This is a genomic window from Cyanobium sp. BA20m-14 (assembly GCF_024346295.1).
Window position 1 is genome coordinate 1 of sequence record NZ_JAGQCR010000021.1, and the last position, 22,920, is coordinate 22,920.

The 22,920-nt window shown below is 64.1% G+C and carries 20 protein-coding genes and 1 pseudogene; 13 read left to right on the top strand and 8 right to left on the bottom strand.

The window, feature by feature from the left end:
- Positions 1 to 50: 50 nt before the first annotated feature.
- The 3 genes from KBZ07_RS03535 to KBZ07_RS03545 all read right to left on the bottom strand — a co-directional run bounded on the left by KBZ07_RS03535 (position 51) and on the right by KBZ07_RS03545 (position 5,284).
- Complete coding sequence (locus KBZ07_RS03535; protein ID WP_254930318.1) at positions 51 to 3,341, bottom strand: efflux RND transporter permease subunit; 3,291 nt, start codon at positions 3,339 to 3,341, stop codon at positions 51 to 53.
- On the bottom strand, positions 3,338 to 4,402 hold the full coding sequence (locus KBZ07_RS03540; RefSeq protein WP_254930319.1) for an efflux RND transporter periplasmic adaptor subunit: 1,065 nt from the start codon (positions 4,400 to 4,402) through the stop codon (positions 3,338 to 3,340). Before KBZ07_RS03540 ends, KBZ07_RS03535 begins: the two co-directional genes overlap by 4 nt.
- A 150-nt stretch (positions 4,403 to 4,552) precedes the next feature.
- A complete protein-coding gene (locus tag KBZ07_RS03545; protein WP_254930320.1) occupies positions 4,553 to 5,284 on the bottom strand; it encodes a hypothetical protein in 732 nt (243 codons plus the stop codon).
- A gap of 214 nt (positions 5,285 to 5,498) precedes the next feature.
- On the opposite strand from KBZ07_RS03545, the gene KBZ07_RS03550 reads away from it, so the two are divergent.
- The 7 genes from KBZ07_RS03550 (at position 5,499) to KBZ07_RS03580 (ending at position 10,123) form a co-directional block, all read left to right on the top strand.
- A complete protein-coding gene (locus KBZ07_RS03550) occupies positions 5,499 to 6,488 on the top strand; it encodes a hypothetical protein (protein WP_254930321.1) in 990 nt (329 codons plus the stop codon).
- Between the two features lie 280 nt (positions 6,489 to 6,768).
- On the top strand, positions 6,769 to 6,990 hold the full coding sequence (locus KBZ07_RS03555) for a ribbon-helix-helix domain-containing protein (RefSeq protein WP_254930322.1): 222 nt from the start codon (positions 6,769 to 6,771) through the stop codon (positions 6,988 to 6,990).
- Entirely contained in the window at positions 6,990 to 7,349 is a 360-nt protein-coding gene (locus tag KBZ07_RS03560) for a type II toxin-antitoxin system VapC family toxin (RefSeq protein WP_254930323.1), read from the top strand. The genes KBZ07_RS03555 and KBZ07_RS03560 overlap by 1 nt, the downstream gene beginning before the upstream one ends.
- A 211-nt stretch (positions 7,350 to 7,560) precedes the next feature.
- Positions 7,561 to 8,556 (top strand): carbon-nitrogen hydrolase family protein, encoded by a 996-nt coding sequence (locus KBZ07_RS03565; RefSeq protein ID WP_254930324.1) that lies wholly within the window; start codon positions 7,561 to 7,563, stop codon positions 8,554 to 8,556.
- Positions 8,557 to 8,584: 28 nt separating this feature from the next.
- Positions 8,585 to 9,298 (top strand): Coq4 family protein, encoded by a 714-nt coding sequence (locus KBZ07_RS03570; protein WP_254930325.1) that lies wholly within the window; start codon positions 8,585 to 8,587, stop codon positions 9,296 to 9,298.
- A gap of 139 nt (positions 9,299 to 9,437) precedes the next feature.
- A complete protein-coding gene (locus KBZ07_RS03575; RefSeq protein WP_254930326.1) occupies positions 9,438 to 9,716 on the top strand; it encodes an antitoxin in 279 nt (92 codons plus the stop codon).
- The gene (locus tag KBZ07_RS03580) at positions 9,713 to 10,123 is read left to right on the top strand and encodes a type II toxin-antitoxin system VapC family toxin (RefSeq protein WP_254930327.1); all 411 of its coding nucleotides are present in this window, start codon (positions 9,713 to 9,715) and stop codon (positions 10,121 to 10,123) included. The genes KBZ07_RS03575 and KBZ07_RS03580 overlap by 4 nt, the downstream gene beginning before the upstream one ends.
- A gap of 5 nt (positions 10,124 to 10,128) precedes the next feature.
- Here the strand turns inward: KBZ07_RS03580 and KBZ07_RS03585 are convergent, their stop codons facing one another.
- The gene (locus tag KBZ07_RS03585) at positions 10,129 to 11,478 is read right to left on the bottom strand and encodes a cation:proton antiporter (RefSeq protein WP_254930328.1); all 1,350 of its coding nucleotides are present in this window, start codon (positions 11,476 to 11,478) and stop codon (positions 10,129 to 10,131) included.
- A gap of 77 nt (positions 11,479 to 11,555) precedes the next feature.
- Here KBZ07_RS03585 and KBZ07_RS03590 point away from each other — a divergent pair, with 77 nt between their 5' ends.
- The 5 genes from KBZ07_RS03590 to KBZ07_RS03610 all read left to right on the top strand — a co-directional run bounded on the left by KBZ07_RS03590 (position 11,556) and on the right by KBZ07_RS03610 (position 14,595).
- Positions 11,556 to 11,993, top strand: a complete 438-nt coding sequence (locus tag KBZ07_RS03590; RefSeq protein WP_254930329.1) for a hypothetical protein — start codon at positions 11,556 to 11,558, stop codon at positions 11,991 to 11,993.
- Between the two features lie 47 nt (positions 11,994 to 12,040).
- Positions 12,041 to 12,307: a FitA-like ribbon-helix-helix domain-containing protein gene (locus KBZ07_RS03595; RefSeq protein ID WP_254930330.1), complete on the top strand. Its 267-nt coding sequence runs from the start codon at positions 12,041 to 12,043 to the stop codon at positions 12,305 to 12,307.
- Positions 12,304 to 12,726: a type II toxin-antitoxin system VapC family toxin gene (locus KBZ07_RS03600; protein ID WP_254930331.1), complete on the top strand. Its 423-nt coding sequence runs from the start codon at positions 12,304 to 12,306 to the stop codon at positions 12,724 to 12,726. Before KBZ07_RS03595 ends, KBZ07_RS03600 begins: the two co-directional genes overlap by 4 nt.
- Positions 12,727 to 12,923: 197 nt before the next feature.
- Complete coding sequence (locus tag KBZ07_RS03605; RefSeq protein WP_254930332.1) at positions 12,924 to 13,847, top strand: AEC family transporter; 924 nt, start codon at positions 12,924 to 12,926, stop codon at positions 13,845 to 13,847.
- A gap of 196 nt (positions 13,848 to 14,043) precedes the next feature.
- Entirely contained in the window at positions 14,044 to 14,595 is a 552-nt protein-coding gene (locus tag KBZ07_RS03610) for a potassium channel family protein (RefSeq protein WP_254930333.1), read from the top strand.
- An 82-nt stretch (positions 14,596 to 14,677) separates the two neighbouring features.
- Here the strand turns inward: KBZ07_RS03610 and KBZ07_RS03615 are convergent, their stop codons facing one another.
- The 4 genes and pseudogenes from KBZ07_RS03615 to KBZ07_RS03630 form a co-directional block, all read right to left on the bottom strand.
- Positions 14,678 to 15,121 carry a hypothetical protein gene (locus tag KBZ07_RS03615; protein WP_254930334.1) on the bottom strand — a complete coding sequence of 148 codons (444 nt, stop codon included), beginning with the start codon at positions 15,119 to 15,121 and terminating at the stop codon, positions 14,678 to 14,680.
- Positions 15,121 to 18,438 (bottom strand): annotated as a pseudogene (locus tag KBZ07_RS03620) (efflux RND transporter permease subunit). The gene KBZ07_RS03615 and the pseudogene KBZ07_RS03620 overlap by 1 nt, the downstream one beginning before the upstream one ends.
- Positions 18,439 to 18,447: 9 nt before the next feature.
- Positions 18,448 to 19,557, bottom strand: a complete 1,110-nt coding sequence (locus tag KBZ07_RS03625) for an efflux RND transporter periplasmic adaptor subunit (RefSeq protein WP_254930335.1) — start codon at positions 19,555 to 19,557, stop codon at positions 18,448 to 18,450.
- A gap of 82 nt (positions 19,558 to 19,639) precedes the next feature.
- Entirely contained in the window at positions 19,640 to 20,764 is a 1,125-nt protein-coding gene (locus tag KBZ07_RS03630; RefSeq protein ID WP_254930336.1) for an efflux RND transporter periplasmic adaptor subunit, read from the bottom strand.
- Positions 20,765 to 20,833: 69 nt separating this feature from the next.
- On the opposite strand from KBZ07_RS03630, the gene KBZ07_RS03635 reads away from it, so the two are divergent.
- The coding region (locus KBZ07_RS03635) for an AAA family ATPase (protein ID WP_254930337.1) at positions 20,834 to 22,920 on the top strand (2,087 nt) is incomplete at its 3' end.

The following is a 22,920-nucleotide window of genomic DNA, read 5'->3' on the forward strand; positions in this document are numbered from 1 at the left end:
CACCTGACTCTGGCGCGGCGGCTGGTATCCGGGCGGATGGGTCAGGGGCATCAGTAAGCAGGGATGGAGGGATTGCTGGCACTGGCCGGGAACCAGCTTGCCTCCAGCCGTTTCATCAATACATAGAAGGCCGGCACCACGAACAGGCTCATCGCCGTAGCCACCAGCAGCCCACCGAAGATCACCGAGCCGATCGAGCGCTGGCTCATGGCGCCGGCACCGCTTGCCACCACCAGCGGGAAGAAGCCGGAAAGTGCAGCTGAGGCAGTCATCAGAATCGGCCGCAGGCGCGACTGGGCCGCCCCCATCGCCGCCTCCACGTCCGACAGGCCCGCCTCCATGCGCTGATTGGCCAGGTCCACGATCAGGATTCCGTTCTTGGCCGCCAGGCCGATCAAGGTCACCAGACCCACCTGGGCGTAGACATTGTTCACCTGCTTGTTGAGCACCAGGAAAAGCAACGCGCCCAGGATTGCCAGCGGCACCGTCATCAGGATCACCAGCGGATCGATGTAGCTGCCGTACTGGGCCGAGAGCACCAAATAAACCACCACCAGGCCCAGGGCAAACACCAGCGCCGCCAGTGAACCGGCCGCCACCTCGGAGCGGCTCAGGGCCGACCAGTCCATGCCGATGTTGGTGAAGTTCAGCCGTTGGAAAGTGGCCGTGAGCGTATCAATCGCCTGGCCGGTGCTCTTGCCGATCGCCTCGAAGCCCTGGATCAGCACCGTGCGGTTGAGATCAAAGTGGCTGATGATCGGCGGGGCGCTGTCGAGCCGAACCGTCACCAGATTCAGCAGCGGGATCTGGGCGCCACCGGCTGCGGGAACGTAGAGATTCTTCAGGCTGTCGAGGGTTTCGCGCCTGCTGCCCTCGGCCTGCACATAAACCTGGCGGTATTGGCCGTTCTCGTAGGTCTGATTCACGAACGCCCCACCGTTAACCGCCCCTAGGACCTTCATCGCCGTGCCGAAATCCACCTGCAGAGAAGCCATACGGTCGCGGTCGGGCTCGATTCGCCACACCGGGGCATCACTCACAAACTGGGTGTAGAGGTTATAAAAGAAGCCGCTGGCCTTGGCCTTATCGATCAGCTGGTTAGCCATGACCAACAGATCGGTGGGGCTGTAGCCGCCATTACTTAGGTCGTTGAACTGAAATGAGAGCCCGCCCTGGGCGCTGAAGCCGGGAACCGCAGCAGGCTGTTGGGCCATTACCTTGGCCCCCTCGATCCTCTGGAACTGGTGGTTGAGCCGCTGCACCACCGCCCGGGCTGATTGATCAGCAGAGCTGCGCTCCTCGATCGGCTTTAACCCAAAGAAGAACAGGCCCTGATTGAGAGCACCGCCGTTGAAACCGGCCCCGCCGATCAACTCGCCGCTCACGATTTCAGGCTCCTGCGCCAGGATCTGGCGGGCCTGATCGGCCACCTTCATCGTCTGCTCCAGCGAAGCCTGGGGTGGCAGCTGGATAATGCCAAGGCCGTAGCCCTGATCTTCGGTGGGCACGAAGCCTGAGGGGATGGCAATAAAGGCCACACCGGTAAGCACCACCCCGCCCAGCACGGCGCTCACTAGAAGCCGTCGGCCTCGAATGGCCCGCTCCAGCAGCCGCCCATAGGCAGCTGCCATGCGATCGAACTGGGTGTTAAACCCAGAGAAGATCGGCTTGAGGTAGGTGCCCACCAGCGCCCCCAGAGCGCCGAACAACAACAGCCACACCCAGCCGCCGAAGAGGTAGCCGTAGGCGGCGCCGAAGGCTCCACCAATCAGCGTCCATCCACGCCCGGTGGGGTTGGTCTTGCCGCCCCCCAGCAGCAGGGCCGACTGCAACGGCTTGCCGCTGATGGCGTTAAAGGTGCTCACCAGGATTGAGAACACGATCGTAAGGGCAAACTGGCGGTAAATCACTCCGGTGGCGCCGGGGAAAAAGGTGACGGGAATGAACACCGCCAGCAAAACGAGGGCCGTGGCGAGGATCGCGCCCGTCAACTCTTTCATCGCATTGGAGGCCGCAGCGAAGGGCTTATCGCCTGCCTCGATACGGGCCTCAACCGCCTCCACTACAACAATGGCGTCGTCCACCACCAGGCCGGTGGCCAGGATCACCCCCAGCAGGGTGAGTTCGTTGATCGAAAAGCCAAACGCCTTGACGAAGATCATCGCCCCCAGCAGCGCAATCGGCAGGGCCAGGGCCGGCACCATCGTGGCCTTCCAATCCTGCAGGAACAGGAAGATTATCAATAACACCAGCACAACGGCATCGCGTAGCGCATCCAGCGCCCCAAAGATCGAGGCATTGATGAAATCGGTCTGGTCGAACACCTTCTCCAACTTCACGGCCGGCGGCAAGGTGCTGCGGAATTGAGTTAGCACCTGGTCCACCGCTTCGGCGGTGGTGATCGCATTGCTGCCCGGCAGCTGGATCACCCCGAAGCCCACGCAGGGGTGGCCAGTGATGAGGTTGATTGCCGCCTGGTTGAAGTTCTGAAAGGCGTACTCCGCCCGGCCCACATCGCGCAGTCGGATCAGGCTGCCATCGGGGCCGCTGTCGCTGACCATGCCCGAGGGGCCGCGGGTAAGCACCAGGTTTTCGAACTCCTCCACCGTGCGCAGGTTGCCCTGCACCAGCACCGGCAGGTTGGTGGGATTGTTGGCAGATGCCGGCGGGCCGCCGATGCTTCCGCCCACCACGATCTGGTTCTGGGAGCGCAAGGCGTTCTCCACATCCAGAATCGTGAGGTTGAAGCGGCTGAGCTTGGCAGGATCCACCCATAGTTTATAGGCGGGGTCACTGGCGCCGAACACCGTCACCTGGCCCACGCCCTCGGCCCGGCTGAGCGGATAGGCGAGGTTGAGCTGATAGAGGCCGTTGAGGTATTCACGGCTGAACTGCCCTTCTGTGGAGGTGAGGTTGTACACCAGCAGATAGCTGGTGGCCGTCTGCTGCACCGTTACTCCCTGGGAGTTCACCTGCTCAGGCAGCTGGGCCGAGGCGGTCTGCACCCGGTTCAGCACATTCACCTGATCTATATCGGCATCGGTGCCGGCCTTGAACACCACATTGATCTGGCTGACGCCCTGGCTGGTGCTGTTGGAGCTGATGTAATCCATCCCCGGAGCGCCATTTATCTGCTCCTCGAGCGGGCCGGTTACGGCACTTTCCACCGTGAGCGCATCCGCCCCGGGCAGGTTGGCCGTCACCTGGATTGTGGGCGGCGCGATATTCGGCAGGTTCTCGATCGGCAGCAGCGGCAGCGAGATCACCCCGGCCATAAGGATCAGGATGCTGCACACGGTGCTGAGCACCGGCCGGCGGATGAAGGTGTCAGAAAGGCTCATCGCCGCGGGATCACCATGCCGCTGCGCAGCTGGGCCAGATTGCCCAGAACCACTGCATCGCTGGAACTAAGCCCTTTGATTACGGCGAAGCGACCTCCCTGCAGGCTGCCTAGGGTCACGGGCGTCTGCACCGCCACCAGGGCACCTGCCGAGGGGGCCGGTGTGATCGGTGCGCCGATCAGGCGCTGGGCTTCAGCGGGCTGCACCGCCCGGAACACAAACGTCTGCCCCGCCTGCAGCAACACCGCGGCCTGGGGAATCGCCAGCTTCTGCTCACGGCCGAAGCGCAGGCTGGCCTGCACGCGCTGCTGATCGCGCAGGGCGCCATCGGGGTTCTCGAAGGTGGCCTTCACCAGCAGCGTCTGGGTGCGCCGATCGAGCGACGGGGCGATAAATGTCACCTTGCCGATCGCCTTCAGCGCCGGCTTGTCGGGCGCCTGCAGCTCCACCGGCATGCCCAGCCGTACTCGATAGGCCAGCTCGCCTGGCACATCCAACCTCACCCAGAGGCTGCGATTGTCAACGATGTTAGTGATGGTTTCGCCCTGGCGCACCACCGCCCCCAGCTTGTGCTGAATGTCACCCACCATGCCGGCGATCGGTGCCTTCACATCCTTGTAGGCCAGCGTGGCTGAGCTCGCCCTAACTTTCTCATCACTGGAGATGGCTTGGGTGACATAGGCATCGCGTTGCTTGGTTGAGACGGCGCCCTGCTCATTGAGAAAGATGTAGCGCTCGGCATTGAAACGATCCTTACGGGCCTCCGCCGCATCGGCAGCCAGGCTGGCCTGCTGCTGAATTTGATCGAGCCGGAACAGCAGCTCCCCCGGCCGCACCATCTGGCCCTCGCGCATCGACATCGCCACAATGCGGCCGTCGATCTCAGCGGCCAGCGGCACGTTGGCTATCGATTCGAGGGTGCTCTGGTAGGTGGCCTGATCGGTGAAGGCCTGGCGCGCCGGACTGGTCAGAGAAAAGGTGGGCTGTGGCGGCGGTGGCGGTGGTTTGACGCAGCCGACAAGGATGGCCAAAAGCACCGGAAGCACCGGAAACGCCAGCATCGGCACCAGGGAAGCAGGATGCCTGGGCTGCACTGAACGGCGCACGATGGGCTTCAAAACCACTTCAACCTAGGGACGGCAATCAGCTGGGTCAAGCAAAGTTATCCGCTCACAGGAGGAGCCCTACTCAAACGGGCACCATAGAGGGGCTCAATTGAGGGTGTTAATCGCCCTGGCTAGAATCACAATGAATACGGTGATCATGGCGAGGCTGTGCACACTGTGCAACACCTTGATCGGTCGACCCACTAGCAGGTGCCCCTCCGGAGGACCAAAACAGTTGCTGCTCAGAATTGTGAAGTAGGCATAATCCATGAACTCAGGCTGCCAACGATCCGACCGCAACACATCACGCTCAAGTGTTTCTTCTGGGAATACGATGCCATAGGGCGTGGTCAACGCGGCTGAACTCGACTGCTCCCAGAGAGCGCCCAGGCGCCGGGGTGGATTATCGACAAACCAATACCAGAATAGGAAGGTCAGGTTGATGCTGAGATAGAGCATCAAGGCATCTATCAGCAATGTGTAGGAGGACAGATTCAGCCTATAGATGGCGATATTCTCGGAGAGCAGATTGTTCGCAGCCATACCGGAGGCCAGCCACACCAGGGATGCCAGTTGCCGTCGGCTCGGCGCCAGTCCCCGGCGAAATTCTGGGAGCAAGCGCACCAGCAGCAGCCACCAGAACGCCACCAGCAACGCAGCAAACACCACCAACAAACCGCGCGCAATTACACCCATTAGCCAAGGAGCACTCTGATGGGCACGGAGCACATGCTCGAAGATGCGCAGCCGCAGCCCCAAATTGAGCAGCACCGCCGCCACCAGAGCGATCAGGAAGGGGCGCAGCGACCTGTTGGCGGATCTGGTAATGGCATCCATCCCATCAACCATTCGGGATGGGCGCATCTGAATGACTTAAACCTAGTCGCAGCGAACAATCAGCTCAAGCAGCTTGACTCAGCAAGCCGGCTGCGTCCCTTGGAGTGGTGTAGACGCTGCGGTAACCCATGGCGACCCAGGCCTCTGGCTCTTTCCTCACCCTAGATATCGTCAGCCACTGGGGCCATCAGACTCAAGGGGTTGCAGAAAGCTGATGAGCAACCCCCTCGCCCACCGTCTGGATGGCCTGGCCGAGACCTGGAACGAAGCCGAGATCACCCGCCCCTCCCTCGGCCGCTGGATCGAGCAGTTCGACGCCGGCGATCAGCCGATCGCCCTGCGGCTGCTGGAGTGCATGCAGATGCACGGCTGGGCGCGGCTGATCCGCGAGTGCCGCCTATTGCACGAACGACTCTGCATCGACCTGGCCGAGGATGGGTTCGATGTGGAGCGCTGCAGCGACATCGACTTCACGCGCGCCTTCGTGTGCAAGAGCGGCGATCTGATCTCCTACCTCTACCGCAAGGCCAACCGCCTGCCGGTGACCTGCTTTCACAACATCGAAGGCCTGCAGGCCAATCCGCCTGCGCCCGATCAACGCCGGGCCCTGGTAATCCTCGACGACTACATCGGCACCGGCTCCCAGTTCCTGTTCACCTTCGTGGCCCGCAGCGCCGCCAACCGCGCCCTGCTGCAGCGCTACGCACGGGTTCGGCTGGCAGCGATCGTCGTCCACGACGACGCCCGCCACAAATGGAAGCTGCTGCAACGCCGCGACTTGGAGCAGGTGATGGCGATCGAGGAGCAGCAACTCACCTGCGTGGATTTCGCGCCCGAGCGGCAGGCCCTGATCACCGCCCTCTCCAGCCTCGACTGGCGCCGCGCCGGCCTGGTGGCGGCCGGCCGCGACTTCGCCGTGATCGCCCATCCGCAGCTCAGCCCCGATGAGCGGCAACAGCTGCGCGCCTTTCTGCACAGGCAGCAGCAGGTGGCGGGCGCGGGCACCACCGAATTCCTGCTCGGGCACCACTCCTTCTTCTATGGCGCCCCCAACGCCCTGGCGCGGGTGCTGTTGCCGCTGTTCAAGCGGATCGAGGATTTCAGCCTGTACCCGCGCGAGTCGCAGGTGGGCCTGCCGGCTGATCTGCTCGACTACGACATCGATAACCCCGAACCGGTGACGCTGCACTACCCACGGGAGTGATCAGTTACACGGCGATGGCCGCAGCGAAATCCAGGCCGGCATCGAGCTCAGCCACGACCAGAACCCACCAAAGCGGCCGAGATTGAGCAGTGGCTGAATCGGTTGTGCGACACCTTCATCATCCTCCCGAAGGATGCTGGCGCGGCGGCATGGCGCCTCGGCCGGTCAGGTGGTGTCACATCTGCTGCGTCCAACGGCACCCCTGCTCTGAGCTTGCTCCCAGAGCTGATGCTTCTGACCAACCGGCCTTACGATGCCGTTATCAGATTGCGTTATCACCATGCGCACGATCGTGGATCTGCCGGAACCGGAGCGTGATCAGCTCGATGCCCACTGCCGGCAGCGGGGGATTTCCCGCGCCGAGGCAATGCGGGAGGCGTTGCGCCTCTGGTTGCAGCAGCAACAGCCACAACATCGCCAGGTCTTCGGCCTCTGGCATGACCGGCCCGAGGATGCCCTCTCCATCGAGGACAGCTTGCGCCAGGAGTGGGCAGGCCGCTGATGCTGCTGCTGGACACCAACATCCTGATTGACGTGCTGCGCGGACAAGAGCCGGCCCTGCGCTGGCTAGAGCAACAGCCCCAGAGCGCCATCAGCGTGATTACTTGGATCGAGGTGCTTGTGGGTAGCCGGGATGGGGAAGCCGAGCGGCTCGAACCCTGGCTGGAGAGCTTTCCTCGCATCGCGCTCGATCAGGCGATTGCCAGGGAAACGGTGCAGATACGCCAGCGGCACGGGCTCAAGGTGCCCGACGCGATCATCCTGGCGACGGCCACCTGCCATGGCCTCACCCTTGCCACCCGCAACAGCCGCGATTTTCCCTTGAGCCTCGGCGGTGTGGTGCACCCCTACAGCCTCTGACTTGGTCGTCTAGGTGCGTATGGGGACACTGCAAAGAGCCGGCCATGAGGTGCACTGGACGGGGCCTCTCGGTGCCGCGGCTGATCGCGCCTTTTGTCGCCAGTGCAACGCTCGAACCCGCCGCAGTGATCTGGGGGCGTTTCTGCCTTGACGTGCCGGTCAACCTGGACCTCACCTCCACCACCTACCTCCACCCCTTCGCCACTGGGGTTTGGCTGAGACTCACGGCGACGGCTGGGCGACGATGCTGGAGGCAACAGCACCGGAGGCGGGCATGGCCGAGGGACAACCATCGCCCGGCACCTTGCTGCCGCTGGCCCTGGTACAACTGCAGCCCGGAGCGGACCCCGCCACCAACCGGCGCGCCGCCGAAGCCTGGCTGGAGCGGGCGCTTCAGCCTCCGGCCGGAACCCCCAACCCGAAGCTGCTGATGCTGCCGGAGATCTGGAATGCCCCCTATGCGGCTGCCCGCTTCGCGGACTACGCCGAGCCGGTGCCGGAGCCCGGCAGCCTGCTGCTGGATGGCCCGTCCGCGTCGCTGGCGATGGTGGCGCGGTTGGCGATGCGCCATGGCGTGAGTGTGATCGCCGGCTCGATTCCCGAGCGGGGCAGCGACGGGCGGCTCTACAACACCGCCACCGTGATCGATCCCGACGGCCGTCTGCTTGCCAAACACCGCAAAGTGCATCTTTTCGATGTGGATGTGCCCGGCGGCATCCGCTTCCGCGAATCCGACAGCCTCACGGGCGGCAACCGGCTGACGGTGCTGGACGGGGCCGGTGACCCGCTGGCCACCGGGCTGGCCCAGCCGCCTAATCTGGGTCTGCTGATCTGTTACGACATCCGCTTTCCGGAGCTGGCCCTGCTGATGCAGCAGCAGCTTGGCGCCGCCTTGATCGCCTGCCCCGCCGCCTTCAACACCACCACCGGCCCCCGCCACTGGCACCTGCTGATGCGCGCCCGCGCCGTGGACACCCAGTGCTTCCTGCTGGCTTGCTCCAGCGCCAGGCCCGAGGACGGCGAGGGCTATCCCAGCTACGGCCATTCCCTGGTGGTGGATCCCTGGGGAACGGTGGTTGCCGAGGCGGGCAGCGGGGAACAGGTGCTGCATGCCCAGCTGGATCTGGAACAGGTGGCCCTGGCCCGCCGAGCGATCCCCACCAGCCAGCAGCGCCGGCATGATCTCTACCAACTGTCCCAGGTTTGAACGGCGGTCCCCCACCCGCCCTGCTCCCATGCGTTCCTCCCTGCGCCGCCAGCTGCTGCACCTGGCCACCGATCTCTCGGCCCTGGCGGCCCATCCCGACGACCTGGGCCATGGCTTCGATCTGCTGACCCGCAGCTATGCCACGCCAGTGGCCGATGCCGCCCGCGCCGCCCTGCGCAGCGACCCGGCGATCGCAGCGCTGATCCAGGAGCGCTACTGGGGGCCCTGGCCCAGCCAGTCGGAACTGCGGGGGCTGCCTGCGGAGAGCCTTGGCCAGGCCTACGCCAGCTGGTTCGCCGGTGCCGGCAGCCAGCCGCTGCCCGATCCGGTGCTGCAGGCCGGCAGCGATGGCGACGACACCTGGCTGCACCAAAGGGTGCGCCACACCCACGACCTCTGGCATGTGGTGTGCGGCTGCCCGCCCACAGCGGCCGGGGAAGCGGCGATGAGCGCCGTCAACGTGATGCAGCTGCGCTGGCCCGGTAGCGCAATGCTGCTGGGGGCCGATCTGCTCCATCGCTGCCTCGAGGGTCCGGCTGCCAGCGAGGTCGACGTGGGGCAGGCGGTGGCCTTCGGCCTGGAGCTGGGCCGGGCCTGCGCGCCGCTGCTGGCCCAGCGCTGGGAGGAGGGCTGGGGGCAACCCCTGGCTCAGTGGCGCGAGCAGCTGGGCATCACCGCGCTGGTGGAGCGCTCGCCCTTCAGGGCGGAGCCACCAACCGGCGCCACCGCAAACCAGTGCTGAACGCCGTGTAGCGACCGTTCACCTGGATGCCGTGATCCGATGACGGCATCCACGGCCCCACAATCCTCGGTCTGCCCGATCGGCACGCCATCCGCTCGAGCCCAAGGCCAGCAGGAACCAGCACCCGGTGTCTACACTAATGCGTACACACGGCATCGACACGATGGAGGCTCTTCCCAGCCGGGTCTTCATGAACGGCAACAGCCAGGCCGTGCGCATCCCGGCTGAGTACCGGCTCAGCACGGATCGGGTGCAGATCACCCGCACCGCGGAGGGCGATCTGCTGATTCACCCTTGCCCAACCAGGCACGGCGAAGCAGTGCTCGATGTATTGGGAGGCTTTGCCCCAGATTTTGTCGCTGCCCTGGTTCAACAGCAGGAAGCGAAACTCCCGGTCCAGCAGCGGGAAGCGCTGTGATCCACCTGCTCGATACCAACATCATCATTTATCTGATCAAAAATCGTCCGCCACAAGTAGCTGCGCGGATTGATGCCCTTCCGGCTGAAGACAGCCTCGCCATGTCGTTCATCACCTGGGCCGAGCTCCTGCAAGGAGCGGAGGGCAGCCAGCGCCGCACAGCCACCCTGGCCCAGCTCGACGCCCTGGCCCGCCTGGTCCCGGTCCTCTACCCGGAGGGACCGGCCATCTGCCGGGCTTATGCGGAGCAGGCGACGGCCCTGAAGAAGCGAGGAACCCCGATCGGGGCCAACGACCTCTGGATCGCTTGCCATGCGCTGGCCCTGAAGGCCACATTGATCACACACAACCTGCGGGAGTTCGAGCGGATCGACGGGCTTCAGCTGGCGGACTGGGCTGCGCCCTGATCCGCTCATCGCTGCGCGATCGCATCGAGCAAACGGCGCATCACCACCGTCTGCAGAAGCAGGTCGCCCAGCACCACCACAAAGATCAGCGCCAACAGCTGAGCCCCCAGGGGTTCCGCCAGCGCTGGGGCAACGCCGCGCAAGTGCGGCAGCTCTTCCGTCATCGATACCGCCAGTGCCAGGGGCACCGCCGCCCTCAGCCCGCAACCGGCAACCACCAGACGGTCGGGCCAGGGGAAGCGAGCGGCCGGCAGCAGGGCCGACACCGCCAGCAGCCGTGCCAGGGGGACCACGATCGCCAGCGCGAGCCCCAGCGGCAGCACCGCGATCAGCGCGGCGGGCTTCACCAGCAAGCCGAGCAACAGCAGCACCGTGATTTCGGCGGCGGTGTTCAGCGGATGCATCACCCGGCCCAGGGCCTGCTGCTCAAAGCGACCGATCCGGTAGCGGCCATTGGAGAGCAACACTCCGGCCACGAACACCGCCAGCAGCCCACCACCCCCCAGCAGCTGGCCGAAGCCGAAGGCCACAAAGGCCAGCGCCACCGCCACCAGGAGCAGCATGGGCTCGGAGCGCACCAGGGCATCGATCAGGCGCGGCGCCACAGCGCCCACGACCAGCCCGGCCAGCAGGCCGGCCAGAAGATGCAACCCCAGAGCTCCCAGGTGCTCTTGCAGGCGACTGGCCAACAGCCCATGCAGGGCCTGATGGTCGCCATGGGGCTGGGCCTGCAGCAGACCGGCCACCAACCCGAAGACCAGCAAGGTGACCACCGTGCTCACCGCCACCTCGAACTGCAGCAGATGGCTCAGGCGGCCGCGGATTGAATGGCCCAGAGCCACCAGCAGGTCCTCGATGGCGCCGCTGTCGGTGGCCCCCAGACAGCACACCGCCAGCACCGCGGCGGCCGGCGGCAAACCATCCGGAACCAGAGGCGCCAGCAACAGCAAAGCCAGAGCCGTGATCGCCACGGTGATCAACACGCCGCCAAAGCCCAGCCGCAGGCCTGGCGCGGTCATGCCGCGGCTGCAGCGCAGGTCGGTCTTGAGGCCGGCGTAAAAGATCAGCAGAGCCAGGCTCACCCGATGCAGGGTCTCTACCTGCAGCGGGCCGAGGGGCTGGGCCTGGGTCAACCACTCCGTGGGAATCAGCAGGCCCAGCAGCAGCACTGCGGCCGCACCCGGCAATCGCCAGTTCGCCGCCAGGCGATCCACGGCCAGGGCCGCCAAATAGATCAGCCCCAGGCCGAGAAAAAAACCCCGCGGCAGCAGCGTGCCCTCCAGATGCGCATTGGGCAGGGGCAAGGCGATCAGCGAAGAGCTCAGCACCTGGGTCTGCGGCAGCAGCGGGGTCATCTTCGCCCCGGGTCAAGCCCAAGCAGGGCTGACCTCACCTCACAGGCTGGCTATACCTGAAGTGCTGCCCCGAAACCATGCCTTCCATGCTGCGCCGTCCCGGCCGGATCGCCTGGACCCCTCTGATGCTGCTGGCCCTGGCTGCAGGGCTGGGCGCAGCAACGGCCGCATCGGCAAACCCGCTCACCTGCAGCAACGCCACCCTCAAAGGCACCTACCTCTACAACGAAAGTGGCGTGCTCAACGGCAAGCCCTACGCCGAGAGCGGCCGCGAGGTCTACGACGGCCGGGGCGGCATTGTGCTGAGCTACCAGGGCTCCGATGGCTCCGGTGGGGTGGAGAAGGCCACCTACCGGGTCAGCGCCGACTGCATCGGCATGGCCACCTACCCCGACGGCCAAAAGGCCACCAGCTTCGTCAGCCCGGACGGCAGCCGCTTCGTCTACACGATCACGGCAGCGCCGGGCAGCCAGACCACGGCGCTCTCTGGCTCGGAGGTGCGGGTGGCACCCTGAGGCCTTAGCGTTGACAGCAATGCTTTCAACGCAAGCGGGCACCAGCGATGGCCACCCTCACGATCCGCAACCTCGACGAACACACCAAGGCTCAGCTCCGCATCCAGGCCGCCCGGCAGGGGCGCTCCATGGAGGAGGAAGCGCGCAGAATCCTCCGCTCCGCCATCGAAGCCAGACAGCCTGCCGGAAACGGCACGGGGCTGGGCAGCCGTATCCAGGCCCACTTCGCCCAGCTCGGCGGCGTGGAGCTGGACCTGCCTGACCGTTCATCCCAGCCCTCTCCAGCTGAGTTCAGCCGGAAGGGCTCGCGGTGATCCTGCTCGATACCAATGTGATCTCGGAGCTGATGCGACCAAAGCCCGATCCAGGGGTGCTGGCCTGGGCCGATGGCCTTGATCCCGAGGCGGTGGCGATCACAGCCATGAACGAGGCCGAAATCCTGCACGGCCTGGCCCGATTACCGGCGGGACGACGCCAGGTGCAACTCCGGCAGAGCTGGGAGGCGCTGGTGTCCGAGCTGTTCAGTGGCCGGATCTGGTCCTTCAGCAGCGAAGCCGCCCACTGGTATGCCGAACTGCTGTGGCAACGCGAACGGCTGGCGCGGCCTATGGCGACGGCCGATGCGGTGATCGCGGCCACGGCGCTGGCCAATGGGGTGCCTCTAGCCACACGAGACGTCCACGACTTCGCCGAGATCGGCTTGGCATTGATCAATCCCTGGGACTGGGCCTAAGCCGCCCCTTTTCCCGATCCAAAGGCGACCACGCGGATGGGCCAGAAGTAGCAGCGATGGCACATCCGCCGGGGAAAGGCCTCGCCGACGAATTGCCGAATGATTCGCCTAAGGTCATTTCTGCTTGGCTTTGTGTGACTAAGAGGTGACTGCATCTGATCAGCAGCCCTCAGCAGCAACCTGCATGAGCGCCCCGCATGACTGAGGTTCTGCTGGCTCTCGGACTGATTGCGCTGGTCGGCAGCCTGCTGCGCTACCTGTTTCTTGATCTGGATGTGGAGGCCGCGCGCAGAACCATCGGCATGCTGGTGCTGAATGTGTTTCTGCCGGCCCTGGTGTTCCGGGTGATCTGCAGCGTGCCGACCGGAGTCGAAATGGTTCAGATCCCGCTGGTAATGGGGATCAGCGTGGCGTCCTGCCTGGCTCTGGCGGTGCTGCTCTTTCGCCCCCTGGGGCTGCGTTCGGAAGAAAAGGGAGCCCTGATTCTCGCCAGCGCCTTCGGCAATGTCACCTACCTGGGGCTGCCGGTGCTGCAGGGGCTATTCCCTTCGCTCTCCCTGCAGGTCGCGAAGGTGGCCATCCTCAGCGAGGTGACCACCACACCCCTCAATCTCAGCGTGGGAGTGGCCCTGGGCGAGAGCTTCAGCGGCAAGCCGCGCAGCGGTGTGCTGCGGCAGGCCTTCCGGGCCGTGGCCACGATGCCGGCGCTCTGGGCCATCGTTCTGGCCCTGTCCTGGACCGCCAGTGGCGTGCCGGTGCCGGGCTTTCTGATGGAAGCCACGCGGATTCTCGGTAACACCGTCACCGGGTTGATGATGCTGTCGCTCGGCATGGGGCTGCGCTACCGCCGCATCCACCAACCATTGCCGCTGCTGCTGGCCAGTGCCATCAAGTTACTGGTGTCACCGCTGGTGGTGTTTGCCGCAGCCAGCTGGATCGGCCTGCAGCAGCCATACCTACAGGCCGTGGTGCTGGAGGGGGCCATGCCCACCCAACTGCTCACCTTCGTGATCGCCGATCGGGTCGGTCTGGATGTGGAGCGTCTGGCGGTCTGCATCCTGATCAACACCGCCGCGTCGTTCGTGACGATCCCGCTGCTCAATCGCTGGCTGTTCGGTTGATCCGGCCTGCAGCTACGCAACCGAGTTCATCCCCGTGTACCTGGCCGACCGGCCCGATTTACAGACGGCTCGAGCCGTGGAGCCCTGGCGCTGGAGCTGGCATAACGGCCACATCCGCCGCCAACACGTTGCGTGGCTGTCCCTACCTATTGGATGATGCCTTCATGACACATGACTTCGAGGATTGGCCTGTCAAATGAGCTGGAAAAAAGCGAAATGGGTGCTACTGGCCGGAGGAGCAGCGGCCGGGATCCTTTTAAGCAGCTATCCAACGACACCCCAGCTCTCGCGCTGCCCTGAGATCGGTAGCCTCCCTGGCATCGTGCTGGGAATGTTCATGGCCACAACGATCATCCATACATTGGTGACGTCCATACAGGCCGACGGTGTGCACTCAAAACGTCTCAGCAATTGGCGCTCAACAAGCAGCATTCGCTGCCACTTGCTGATTGCCATTGGAGCACTCATGACAGCAGGCACATTATTCCTAGAGATCCTTCTATGGGCCTGGGTCTACCGCCACGTCGGCGCGATTCACAGCCTAGAAGAAAGTTTGTATTTCTCGGGCATTACATTCACAACAGTTGGCTATGGAGACGTCACCCTGGCCAAATGCTGGCAATTATTAAGCGTGGGAGAAGCCGTGAACGGGGTCTTGATGGCCGGGTGGAGCGCCGCCCAACTGATATTCCTCGTCCATAGGATGATGATCTTTAGCGTACAACCTGAAAGGGCACAGCCAGATTGACCCCTATTGTCGAATCCTCATTAATTTGCCCCACTGGGCTGCTGGCCATCAAGGCCCACCCGATACGATCGGCACCACGGGCTCAAGCCGCTGTAGAGCCAGTCGTGCGACCGATGGAAGAGAGATAACGTAAGTGAGCCGGCCTAGACCAGTACACAGCAAGAGGAATTGCGACCAGCTCATTGAGCAACATCGCGCGGACGTAGGAAGCCACGTCAATTTCGCCTTGGCTAAGCAGCCAGAGTTGAACCATCAAGATCTTGAAAACCCCAATCCACAAAACCACCCGTAGCCAGGAAAGAGCCTTCAGCGACTTCCCGCTTGCAACACCAAACATGGCGAGCAATACGGCAAGCGAAATCACAATGCCTAGCAGGCGGTGGAGCACAAGGCCCTCAATGCAACGGACTGAATACAGCCGCAACCCTGCCACAAAGAAGGTTAAACAAATGGCCTGATGGACATAGACAATCCTTGTCATCAGTCCAAACCCCCTTGGCTTTGACTGGCGAGAATCAGCAGCCATCAATCTTGTCCGGAGATGGTGGGAACGGCAACGGTTCTGGAATCACCACCGCCGCCACCAGCACCGCCGTCCTCACCAAACCAGCGCTCCTCCAGCTGCTTGATCACCACGTAGAAGGGCGGCACAACTCCCAGCGAAAGCACCGTGGCCACTAGCAGGCCGCCGAAGATCACCGTGCCCAGCGACTGCTGGCTGTTGGCACCAGCTGTGGTGGCCACCACCAGCGGCAGGAAGCCTGCCAGCGAGGCGATCGCGGTCATCAGGATCGGCCGCATGCGGGATTCGGCTGCGGCCATAGCGGCCTCGGCAATGCCCATGCCCTCCTCCAGATGCTGTTCTGCAACCTCCACGATCAGGATGCCGTTCTTGGCAGCCAGGCCGATCAGGGTCACCAGACCCACCTGGGCATAGATGTTGAGGTCAATAGAGCGCAATGCCAAAAACACCAGGGCGCCGAGCATGGCCAACGGCACCGTCATCAGAATGATCACCGGGGTGACATAGCTCTCGTACTGAGCCGACAGCACCAGATAGACGATCAGGATGCCCAGGCCGAACACCAAAACACTGGCATTACCGGCTGACAGCTGCAACGAAGCCAGGCCCGTGAAGGCATAGCCAATGTTGTTGAATTCCAGTTTCTGGAAGATCTGCTGAATGGCAGTCAGGGCCTGGCCCGAGCTCTTGCCAATTGCCTCAGCACCCTGAATCAAAATAGTTCGGTAAAGGTTGTAGTGGCTGATCACCGGCGGGGCGCTGGTGAGTTCAGACGAGGCAAACTCGCTCACCTGCACCAGCTTGTTGTCGCGGTTGCGCACGTAGTAACTGAGCACATCCTCCAGGGTGCTGCGTCCCGACGCTTCGGACTGCACATAGATGTTGCGCACCTGGCCGTTCTCATAGGTGAGTCCGGAATAGTTGCCGCCAGCGAGCACGGCGATCGTCTGCATGGCCTGCTGGAAGTCGACATTGAGGGTACCCATGATCGAGCGATCAATCGTCAGACCAAAGGCAGGCGCGCTGGGAATGAACTGGGTGTAGAGCGACGAAAACTGATCCGAGGCGTTACCCGCGGCCACCAGCTGCTGGGCCAGAGCATCAAGCTGGTTGAAGCTATAGGAGCCGTTGCTGAGGTCGTTGAACTGGAAATAGAAGCCACCCTGGGCCGAGAAGCCTGGAATCGCCGGGGGCTGGGCTGCAACCACCAGGCCACTGCTGATCTTGGCGAGCTTGGCGTTGAGCCGAGCAACGATGGCGGGGGCTTTCTGATCGGCGCCGCTGCGCTCCTCCAGGGGCTTCAGGCCAAAGAAGAACACACCCTGGTCGGGGCTGGAGCCGTTGAAGCCGTAGCCGCTCACCACCGAAGCCGCCGTGATGTCAGGCTCCTCCTTGAGCACCTTGGCGATCTCCAGGCCGGTCTGCTGGGTGAGGCTGAGGGAGGCGCCATTCTGCAGCTGGAAGATCCCCACTCCGTAGCCCTGGTCTTCCTCCGGAATAAACGCCGAAGGCAGGGCTGAAAAGGCAAGCACGGTTAGCACGATGCCCCCGGCAAGACCAGCCAGCACAAATTTGCGCTTGCGGATGAGTACCTGCAAAAGCCGGGCATAACTGGCCTGGAGCCAGGCAAAAAACTGGTTGAAGCGATCAAAAATCAAGGCCAGCCGGCTGCCGGCGACACCGAACAGCACAACACCGAACACGTAGGCGCCGACACCAAAGGATGCGGCGCTGAAGCGACCGAAGGCCAAACCCACCACCACACCACCGATCGTCCAACCCCATCCCTTCGGTTTCGGAGGCTGCTCCGCCTTCAGGATCAGGGCCGACATCATCGGCGAGAAGGTCAGGGCGTTGAAAGTGGAGATGGCGATCGAAAAGGCGATCGTGAGAGCGAATTGCTTGTAGATGATGCCGATGCCACCGGGATAGAAGGCCACCGGCACAAACACAGCCATCAACACCAACGAGGTGGCGATCAACGCACCGATCAGGGTACCCATGCACTCCATCGCAGCCTTGCGGGGGCTCATGCCGCTCTCGAGGTTCTTGGAGACGGCCTCGATCACCACGATCGCGTCATCCACCACCAGGCCGGTGGCGAGCACCAACCCCAGCAGGGTGAGCTGGTTGATCGAGAACCCAAAAGCCTTGATGAAGGCGAAGGTGCCGATCAGCGAAATCGGAATCGCCAGGCTGGGAACCACCGTGGCGCGCCAGTTCTGCAGGAACAGAAACAGGATCACCAGCACGAGCACAATCGCCAGGCCCAGGGCATCGGTCACGCCACTTACGGCCGACTCAATGAACTGGCCGATGTTGTAGATCTGCTTGACGGTGATACCCGCAGGCACGGTCTGGGAGAACTGGTCCATCACCGCCACGACCGCTTCCGACACATCCAGCGCGTTGCTCTCGGGGGTCTGGAACACCGCCACGGTGATCGCTGGGTTGCCCTCAACGCTGACGGCCTGCTGGGCAAAGGTGTTGAAGCCATAGGTGGCCTGACCCACATCCCGGAGCCGCAGCAGGTTGCCCTGGGGTGACTTGCCCACGATCAGATCGTTGAGCTGCTCCACCGACATCAGGTTGCCGTTGTCGGCCACCAGGATCGGGTAGGCGAAGAGCTGGTTTCCTCCGGCGGGCGGGCCACCAATCAGACCGCCAATCGCAACGCTGTTCTGACTCTTGACAGCATTAACGATCTGATCGGCGGTCAATTGGTTGGCCGTGAGCTTGTTGGGGTCGACGAACAGCCAGAAAGCTGGATTGCTGCCGCCCAACATGCTCACCTGGGCGACGCCGGGAACCCGTTCCAGTTGGTAATAGAGCTGCTCATAGATGAGGCCATTGATATAAGGCGAATCAAACTGTCCGTCGGTCGAGGTGACCTGATAGGCCAGCAGGATCGAGGGCGTGCTCTGCATCACCGACACCCCCGTGGCCGACACCTGCTGCGGCAACTGGGGCATGGCCAGGGAAACGCGGTTCTGCACGTTCACCTGGTCGATGTTGATATCAGTGTCTTCGTTGAAATAAACCTGAATGATGCTCTGCCCGGTGTTCGAGCTGGTGGAGGAGATATAGGCAGCACCCGGCACGCCGTTGATCTGCTGCTAGATCGGATTGGTAACGGCCTGTTCAGTAACTATGGAATTAGCCCCGCCGTAGTTGGCAGTCACCTGAATCAGGGGTGGCGCGATGTTGGGGAGGTTCTCAATCGACAGGCTTGGGATCGCGATGATGCCCATCAGCACGATCAGAATGCTGCAAACGGTGGTCAGAACCGGCCGCTTGATGAACTTGTCTGATAGCGACATGGGTGGACCTCAGTTCACACCCGGCTGGGAGGCACCACCGGCCAGCTTGACCGGCATGCCGGTGCGCAACAGGGCGGTGTTGCTAACCACCACCTGGTCGCCGGCCGCCAGGCCCGAGAGCAGTGGGTAGCGATTGCCCTCCAGGGTGCCGAGCTTCACGGGCACCTGCACCACGATGGGGGTCTCCGGCGGCAACGCCTCTAGCTTCTGCTTCTGGGCTTCGGGGATCTGGGTGGAGGCCCGGATCTTGGCAAGCACCTGGTTGAGGCGGAAGACGCGGTAGACGAAGGGCTGCTGGGCCTGCATCATCACGGCCTGCACAGGCACCGAGAGCTGGCGGGAATTGCCGGTAATGATCCGGTTGCGCACGTATTGACCGGTCTTGAGCTTGCCAGTGAGGTTGGGGAAAGAGGCCTTAACCAGCACCGTGTTCGGTGAGGACTGGTTGCCACTGACGCCGTAATAGGGCGATATGAACACCACCTTGCCGATGTTGATCACCGGCGGATTTCCCTGGGACTTGAGCTCCACAGGCTGGCCCAACTGCACCCGGGAGGCCTGGGTGGCCGGCACATCCATCAAGGTCCAGAGGTCGCTGTTGTCAACGATGCCGGTGATCGCCTGCCCCTGACGTACATAATCGCCGATCTTGACGGTATCTAAGTCACCGATTTCACCACTGATCGGAGCCGTGACGTACTTGTAGCCGAGATCAGCGGCCGTGGCGCGCGCCTGGTCGCGGCTCTGAATCGCCTGGGTGACGTAGTAATCTCGGTCCTTGGTGGACACTGCGCCCTGTTCATTCAAGAAGATGTAGCGCTCCGCATTGACAATGTCTTTGCTCGCTTCTGCCTTGCTGGCATCGAGGGCTGCCGACTGCTGCACGTTGTCGAGCACCAGAATCGGCTGACCTGCTTTGACCCGCTGCCCCTGGGTGACCAGAATCTTGACCACCCGTCCATCCACCTCTGGCTTGAGGGCCACGTCGGTGGTGGAACTGAGCTGACTGATTACCTGGATCGAGGGGCTGAAACTGGCCTCGCCGATGGTTTCGGTCTGGACTGCCAAGGGCTGCCTGGCCTGGGGCTTGCTGCCACAGGCAACAAGTAGCAGGGCCACAAACGAGAGCGCTGGGACTGCGCGAAAGACAACGCAAGAGCAGTAGTTCGTAAATTAACGGACCAGCAGGAATGTGCCCTGTTCAGGAACCATTTGAGCCGGGGTTGGCCGCAAGACGCACCGGTGCCCCGTGGCGCAGGTTGAGCAGGCCCGCGGTGATCACCCGATCTCCCGGCTGCACACCGCGCCGTACCGGGTAGAGAGTGCCCTGCAGCTCGCCCAGTTGCACCGGAGTCTGCAGGGCGAAAAGGGAACCGGGCGGCTGCTTGCGCAACTCGGCCAAGGGGGCCTTGCCCGGCTGCCGTTCCAGCTGGGCCAGGCTGCCCACCACATAGACAAACGACTGGCCCGCCAGCTGGGTCACCGCCGCAAAGGGCACCGCCAGCTGCTCACGCTGGTCCAGCACCAGCCGGGTGCGACTGCGTTGGCCGTTGCGCAGACGGCCCTGGGGATTGGCAAAGGCGGCTTTAACCAGCAGGGTCTGGGTTGGGGCGCTCACGCCTGGATCCACCGAACTCACCTGCCCCTGGGCCAGCGGCTCGGAGCGGGCAGGATCGAGCAGCAGCACCCGCTGCCCCAACCTCACCCGGTCGGCATAGGCGGCGGGGACATCAATGCGGGCCAGCAGGCGGTCGTTGCTGATCAGACGGGTAAGAACCGCCGCTGGCTGAATCACATCTCCCTGCTTGACCCGCAGATCGGCCACGGTTCCCGCGATCGGAGCCCTTAGATCCTTGAAGGCCAGGTCGGCTTCGCGGGCCACCAGGGCTTCGCGGGCGGCGATGTAAGCCTGGCGGAACTCATCCCTTTGCAGCGCGCTGGCGGCCCCCTGGCGAGCCAGCTCCCGGTAGCGCTGGTAATTGAGCTGGTTGGTCTGCATCTGGGCGCGCAGGCTGGCCACCTCCGCCCGCAGCTGGGCCTGGTCGAGCACCAGCAGCAACTGGCCCGGCCGCACCGTGTCGCCCTGGCGCACCAGCAGCCGCTGGATCCGCCCGCCGGCCTGGGCCGCCAGGTTGACTTCGGCCGCAGCTTCAAGGGTGCTCAGCGTGTCGAAACTGGCCTGGAAGGAAGCGGTCCCAATCCGCTGACTCTGGACCTGGGGCAGCCGCTTTGCCGCCCCATCCTGGGGCCGGCACCCCCCCAACAGGGCGGCGATCAGCCCAGCCCACAGCGGCAGAGAGCGGGCTACGGCGCAAATAGGTCCCATTGGCCGAGCGTATCGCCAGCGGGCCGATGATGGCAGCCGACGGGAGTGCCCCCCATCCCTGGAGCGCCTTTGAGCGACCTGTTCAGCCATCAACGCGAGATCACCCTGGCCAGGGTGGCGCCCCTGGCCGATCGCTTGCGGCCGCGGACCCTCGACGACTTTGTGGGCCAGGAGACAATCCTGGGGCCGGGCCGGCTGCTGCGCCGGGCCATCGCCGCCGACCGGGTCGGCAACCTGATCCTGCACGGCCCGCCGGGGGTGGGCAAAACCACCCTGGCCCGGATCATCGCCGGCAGCACCCGGGCTCATTTTAGCAGCCTCAATGCCGTGCTCGCCGGCGTCAAGGATCTGCGAATTGAGGTGGATGGGGCCAAGGAGCGCCTGGCCCGCCACGGCCTGCGCACCACCCTGTTCATTGATGAGGTGCACCGCTTCAACAGCGCCCAGCAGGATGCCCTGCTGCCCTGGGTGGAAAACGGCACGCTCACCTTGATTGGCGCCACCACCGAAAACCCCTACTTCGAGGTCAACAAGGCCCTGGTCAGCCGCTCCCGGCTGTTTCGCCTGCAACCCCTGGAAGCCCCCCACCTGCACCAGCTGCTGGGGCGGGCCCTGCGCGATCCGGAGGTGGGCTACGGCGACCGCACCATCGTCATCACCCCTGAGGCCGCCGACCACCTGGTGGATGTGGCCGGCGGCGATGCCCGCAGCCTGCTCAATGCCCTGGAGCTGGCGGTGGAGACAACCCCGGCCCAGGCCGACGGCCGGATCTTCATCGACCTGACCATCGCCGAGGAGTCAATCCAACAGCGGGCGGTGCTCTACGACAAGCAGGGGGATGCCCACTTCGACACGATCAGTGCCTTCATCAAGTCGCTGCGGGGCTCCGATCCGGATGCGGCCCTCTTCTGGCTGGCCCGCATGGTGGAGGCCGGCGAAAACCCCCGCTTTATCTTCCGCCGCATGCTGATCGCCGCCGGCGAAGACATCGGCCTGGCCGATCCCCAGGCGGTGGTGGTGGTGGAAGCCTGTGCGGCGGCCTTTGAGAGGGTGGGCCTGCCGGAGGGCCTCTACCCCCTGGCCCAGGCGGCGCTCTACCTGGCGGGGGCCGAGAAGAGCAACAGCGTGCTGGGCTTCTTTGATGCCCTCAAGAGCGTGCGCGAAACCAGCCGCCAACAGGTGCCATCCCACCTGCGCGATGCCCACCGCGATGGCCAGGCCTTTGGCGATGGGGTGGGTTATCGCTATCCCCATGCCTATGCCGAGCACTGGGTCGCCCAGAACTACCTACCCAACGCGCTGCAGGGAGAGGTGTTCTGGCAACCCGGCAACCTGGGTTGGGAAGGCCAGAGGCGGGAGCGGTTGCAACAGCGGCGGGCCGCCCAGCTGGCCGCCGCGGCCGAACTGGCCGCCGACCAGGGCGACGTGCTGAGCAGCGGCCCCGATGATCCCCAGTTGGAGCGCTGGCTGCAGCGCCAGGCCGCCGCTGAAGGGGAAAGGCTCGACAGCCTGAGAAGTCGATTCTGGGAAGGGGTGAGCTGGCAGCGCACCGACAGGGTGCTGGTGCTTGAGGCCCGCTCCTTGCTCTGGGCCCTCGACCCCCTGGCCGCCACCCCTGAGGGCGGCGTGGTGATCACCGTGGCTCAAGATTGCGACCGGGAGCGGTTGGCGGCCCAGCTACAGATTCTCGACAGCCTCAGCAAGCCCCAGCTGCTGGTGGTGCCCCAGACCTGTCCGGAGGCGCTTGGGACCCAACTGGAAGCCCAAAGCGGGGATCGTTTCGACTGGGTGGTGGCTCGCCAAGCCTGGCAAGGCCTCAGTGCCGCCCAGGTGGAGCACTGGATTGGGGTGGTTGGGGCCAGGCTGGCCCCCTCAGGCCTATGGCGGCTGTTGTTCAGCAGCCCCCAGCTGGGGCCTGCCGCAGGGCTGGCGGCCCTGCTGGGCTCCCCCCAGGGCCCCTTGGGGAACCTGCTGGATGAACTCGTCGCTCTGGAACGGCAGCAGCTGGAGCTTCTCGAGGGCAGTGGGCAAGCGGCCCAGCGCGCCCTGAACGACCGGGGCTGGGATGGGCATGGGCAGCGCTGGCAGGAAACCCTCCAGCTGGAGCTCTCCGCCGCCCTGCTCGAGCGCTGGCTCGCCCCTGGCAGCGCCTACCT